Below are 4,431 nucleotides of genomic sequence, written 5' to 3' on the forward strand. Positions count from 1 at the left end.
AGGACATCGGTCTGGCCGATTACGGCCGCAAGGAAATTTCGATCGCCGAGACCGAGATGCCGGGCCTGATGGCCACCCGCGAGGAATACGGTCCGTCGCCGCCCTCGCCGCCGCCGGCATCCCGCGCTTCGCCACGGACGCCGACGCCGTGGAAGGCTTCATGCACCTCGTCCGCTACCGCGAGGCGCAGGACGACCTGATGCGCACGCCGGATTCCCTGCCGCGCGAATTCTCCCCCGACGTGGAGGCCGCCCGCGCCATCGTGGTGGCCGCCATTGAGGCGGGGGAGACCTGGCTCGATCCCCATGCCGTGGCGAGCCTCCTGGCCGCCTACCGCATCGACAGCGTGCCGCTGACGCTCGCCCCCGACATCGATGCCGCCGCGGCGGCGGCCTGGCCCATCATCGCCGAGGGCGGCGCGGTGGCGCTGAAGGTGGTCTCACCGGACATCGTCCACAAATCCGATGTCGGCGGGGTGCGCCTGGACCTCACCAGCGAGGCCGATGTGCGCGCCGCCGCCGCCGACATCCTCACCCGTGCCCGGCGCCAGCGGCCGGATGCGCGGATCATGGGGTTCGCGGTCCAACCCATGGTGCGCAAGGGCAAGCGCCGCGAGCTCATCGCCGGGCTCGCCGAGGATCCCGTCTTCGGTCCCGTGGTGGTGTTCGGCCGGGGCGGCGTTGCCGTGGAGGTCATCGACGACCGGGCGCTGAGCCTGCCTCCCCTCGACCTCCGGCTCGCCAGCGAACTCATCGACCGCACCCGCGTGGCGCGGCGGCTGGCGGCCTATCGTGACGTCCCGGCGGTGGACCGGAGGGCGCTCGGCCTCGTCCTCGTCAAGCTCGCCCAGCTCTCCGCCGACCTGCCGGAGGTGCGCGAGCTCGACATCAATCCCCTGCTCGCCGATGCCAACGGCGTGCTGGCCCTGGACGCCCGCGTGCTGGTCGGCCCGGCCCCGGAGCGGCGCGGCGGCACCCGCAATCCGCGCTTCGCCATCCGCCCCTATCCGGTGGAATGGGAGCGCAACCTCGTCCTGAAGCGCGAGAAGGTCACCGTGCGCCCGGTGCGGCCGGAGGACGAGGGGCTGTTCAAGAGCTTCTTCGAGCAGGTCAGCGCCGAGGATCTGCGCCTGCGCTTCTTCATGCCGGTCCGCGATTTCAACCACGCCTTCCTGGCCCGGCTGACGCAGCTCGATTACGCCCGCGCCATCGCCTTCGTCGCCATCGACGCGCAGACGGCGTCGATGCTCGGCGCGGTTCGCCTCCATGCGGATGCCAACCACGAGAGCGGCGAATACGCCATCCTCATCCGCAGCGACCGCAAGGGCACCGGCCTCGGCTTCGCCCTGATGCAGCTGATGATCGACTGGGCGAGGGCGGAGGGGCTCCAGCGCATCGAGGGCACGGTCCTCCGGGAGAACCGTCCCATGCTGGCCGTGTGCCGCAGCCTCGGCTTCGCGGTCCATCCGGACAAGGAGGACGGCACGGTGATGAAGGTCGGGCTGATGCTCGGTGAGCCGTAGGCGGAGACGGGTCCGATTCAGTCTTTGGCTTTATTGTTGTAGAACAGGATTCCGACGAAGATTATGCCGACGCACCATTTGGTGAGATAGATGGCATCGAAGCTGGCATGCGGGTAGTTCGGGTAAAATCCCAGCCGAAATAGCTCGATCACATGCGAGAGCGGGTTCCAGGAATAGATCGTCCGCAAGGGCTCCGGGGTCAGATCGACGGTCTTGAACGCGCCGCTGAACATCATCATCGGACGGCTCAGGAAGCCATAGATTGTGCCCCAGCCCGGAAAATACGATTGGATGGTCGAATTGACGAGCGCCATTCCAAAAGCCAGGAAGCCGACTGCGGTCAGGCTCAGGAGGCAGTTTTCGGGAGCCCAGGGCATGGCCTCTCGTATTCCGTAGACATAAAGTGCCGAGAAAAACAGGACCATCAGCATGAAGTTTTGGATCTGATAGATAAAGAATCTCGATAGCAGGAAATCGAACGGCTTGACGAAGTAATACTCCTTGGCTCGCGACTTCGGCGCGCGAACACCGCGTGCGCAACGTCGGAAGATGTAGAAGGGGAAGACGCCGGTCCCCATGAACAGAAGAACCGAGGGTCCGAAAGAAGGCTCCTTTCCGAAGAGATAGATTCGCAATCCCGCAATCATCGCAACGAGGATGACGGGCTCGATGAAGAGGATGACGCCCAGAGCCGGGTGATACTTGCGGAAGCGGACCCAAAAATCACGGACGATCAATGCCGTCATGATCGTCAGCCATGGCCGTGCCCTCTGCTTGGAGGGGGCGACCGGAAGGACGATCGAGGAATGTGCCATCGTTCAGTCGCGATCCAAGGATGCCGGGTGACGCGGAGTGGCGGGTTGCGGGACCGGCACCTCGTGCCGGGCGTTGCCTCGTCACGAGGCCGGAATTCTGGCCGAGGCCGCGCCGACGGTCATGACGACCGACGGCCGGCCTGGGATCAGGCGCGGCTGTTCACGATCGAGCGCACGGCAAGCAGGCCGATGAACCAGATCGCCGCCAGGATGAAGGCTCCGAGCACCATCGACAGGAAGACGCGCGGGCCGCCCGCGCTTTCGGGCAGGGCCGGGCGAACGTAGGGGGTGAGATAGAGATGCTGGGCCGCCGCGCTGGCCCGAGCGCGGTCGAGGGATTGCAGCGAGGTGAGCAGGATCGCCTGCGCGTATTGCCGGTCCATGTCGAGGGCCTCGAACCGGGCGACGACGCCGGCCAGGACGTTGCGGCCGGAGCGGCTGCCCGAAACCTCGCGCTCGACGGAAGCCAGCTGCTCGCGTGCGGCCTGGACGCGGGACTTCAGTGCCACGACCGATGGTGCCGACTCGCTGAGATTCTGCCTCCGGATCGTGTCGTAATCGGCCTCCAGCTGCGACACCGATCCGCGCAGGGTGCCGATGAGCTGGGTGTTGCCCGAGACGACGCTGGGTATCGGATCGATCACGCCTTCCTTCTCACGGAACTCGGCCATGGCGGCGCGGGCCTTGTCGAGGCCGGCTTTGGCCCGGACGACCTCCTGCTCGGCGAACTTGACGGCATCCTCCTCGGCGCGTTTGGCGATCTTGTTGACGAGGTTTTCCGACAAGGTGACCAGCTGGTTGGCGATGGTCAGGGCATCGTCGGGCCGGAACGCCTTGATCTCCACGGAGGCGAGCCCGGTGAGCGGGTCGAAATTCGCCCAGACCATCTTGTTCCAGTATCGCACCAGGTGCTCCGTCGACCGGCTCCTGTCGAACCGGTTCGGCCAATCGATCTCGGGACGGCTGTAGATCTCTCGGACATTGACGCTTTGAGACAGCTCGTCGACCACCTGACGGCTCTTGAGATAGTCGATCACGACGAAGTTCTGCGCGGTGCCGCCGCCGGCTGCCGCGCTGTGGCCACCCATGGCGCTGGCGACCGCCGCCGCGGTCGTGCCCCCGCTACCCCCTCCGCCGAGGGGACCGGCGGACGGGGTCACTTCGGTCACGGAGAACCGGAATTCGGCGAAGTATTGCGGCGTGGCGAGGAACAGGAAGTACAGGCCGAGCAGGCACAGCGGCAGGATCACGACGATGCCGAAGCTGAGCAGCGTGCGGCTCCAGTTATGGTCGGGCTGCGGCAGGGGGACGAGGGAAAACGTCTCGTCTTCCCCTGAATCGAGCGCCAGCTCCCGCCTCGCGTCGTCGTCCCGCCGGGGAACCATCTCGCGGTCGTCGTTCACCGCCAGTTCGCTGGACCGGGCCCGCTCTTCCTTGGTCACCGCCTCCTTGGACTCGAGTGCGGTGGCCCTGGCGGTCGGCAGGCGCGTGATGTTGTTGGGCGCTGAGCTCATGCGTCGCGGGGCCTGTCACCGAAATTTTGTCGCCCCCGACACTAGGAGATTTCCCGGCCCTTTTATGGCAACGCAGCGAGGATGTGGCGGGTGTGGCTTTCCAGTCGCCGACCGAAGCCTCGCCAATGATCGCCGAGAAGGCGGGGGCATGGCTGCAATCCTCCGAGAGGATTCGTGAGATAAACCGGATCTCGCCTGCGTTCTTTACCGTCGCACGACCCGGCCTCATTCGCCGCGAGGCAGGGTCACACTTTCGCGAGGGGGGGGCGAGTGCTTCGGCGCCCCCCGCGCCGTGGGGCCGGGTCGGGTCACCTGCCTCGTGAGGGGCGGCGATCCCGAACGAATGCCCGAGCCTACGGATAGCCGTAGCGTGACTTGGCGGCGGCGAGCAGGCCGATCGCCTCACGCTCGCGGCCGGCGGCGCAGGCTTCCGCGGCGCGCGCGAGGTCGGAGGAGAACCGTGCGCCCACCGGCGCGTTGAGGTTGCCGGTCGCCACATCGCTGTCCACCACGGCCTGTGTGCGGGCGATGCTCGGACCGCAGCCGGAGCCTGCCGGCAACGGGGCCGAGGCGACAGCGA

At 66.8% G+C, this 4,431-nt stretch carries 2 protein-coding genes and 3 pseudogenes; 2 read left to right on the top strand and 3 right to left on the bottom strand.

Going from position 1 to position 4,431, the window contains the following annotated elements; all coding sequences use genetic code 11:
- Together FV220_RS24145 and FV220_RS24150 are read left to right on the top strand one after the other, a co-directional pair.
- Window positions 1-95, top strand: a pseudogene (locus FV220_RS24145) (adenosylhomocysteinase); the annotation flags it as partial.
- 5 nt (window positions 96-100) lie between these two features.
- A pseudogene (locus tag FV220_RS24150) lies at window positions 101-1,522 on the top strand (GNAT family N-acetyltransferase); the annotation flags it as partial.
- A gap of 17 nt (window positions 1,523-1,539) precedes the next feature.
- Here FV220_RS24150 and FV220_RS24155 read toward each other — a convergent pair.
- The 3 genes and pseudogenes from FV220_RS24155 to FV220_RS24165 all read right to left on the bottom strand — a co-directional run.
- A complete protein-coding gene (locus FV220_RS24155) occupies window positions 1,540-2,337 on the bottom strand; it encodes an ABC transporter permease (RefSeq protein ID WP_147833490.1) in 798 nt (265 codons plus the stop codon).
- Window positions 2,338-2,483: 146 nt separating this feature from the next.
- Window positions 2,484-3,851 carry a hypothetical protein gene (locus tag FV220_RS24160; RefSeq protein ID WP_147833491.1) on the bottom strand — a complete coding sequence of 456 codons (1,368 nt, stop codon included), beginning with the start codon at window positions 3,849-3,851 and terminating at the stop codon, window positions 2,484-2,486.
- 353 nt (window positions 3,852-4,204) lie between these two features.
- A pseudogene (locus tag FV220_RS24165) lies at window positions 4,205-4,431 on the bottom strand (hypothetical protein); the annotation flags it as partial.

This window comes from Methylobacterium sp. WL19 (assembly GCF_008040005.1).
Lineage (GTDB): Bacteria > Pseudomonadota > Alphaproteobacteria > Rhizobiales > Beijerinckiaceae > Methylobacterium > Methylobacterium bullatum.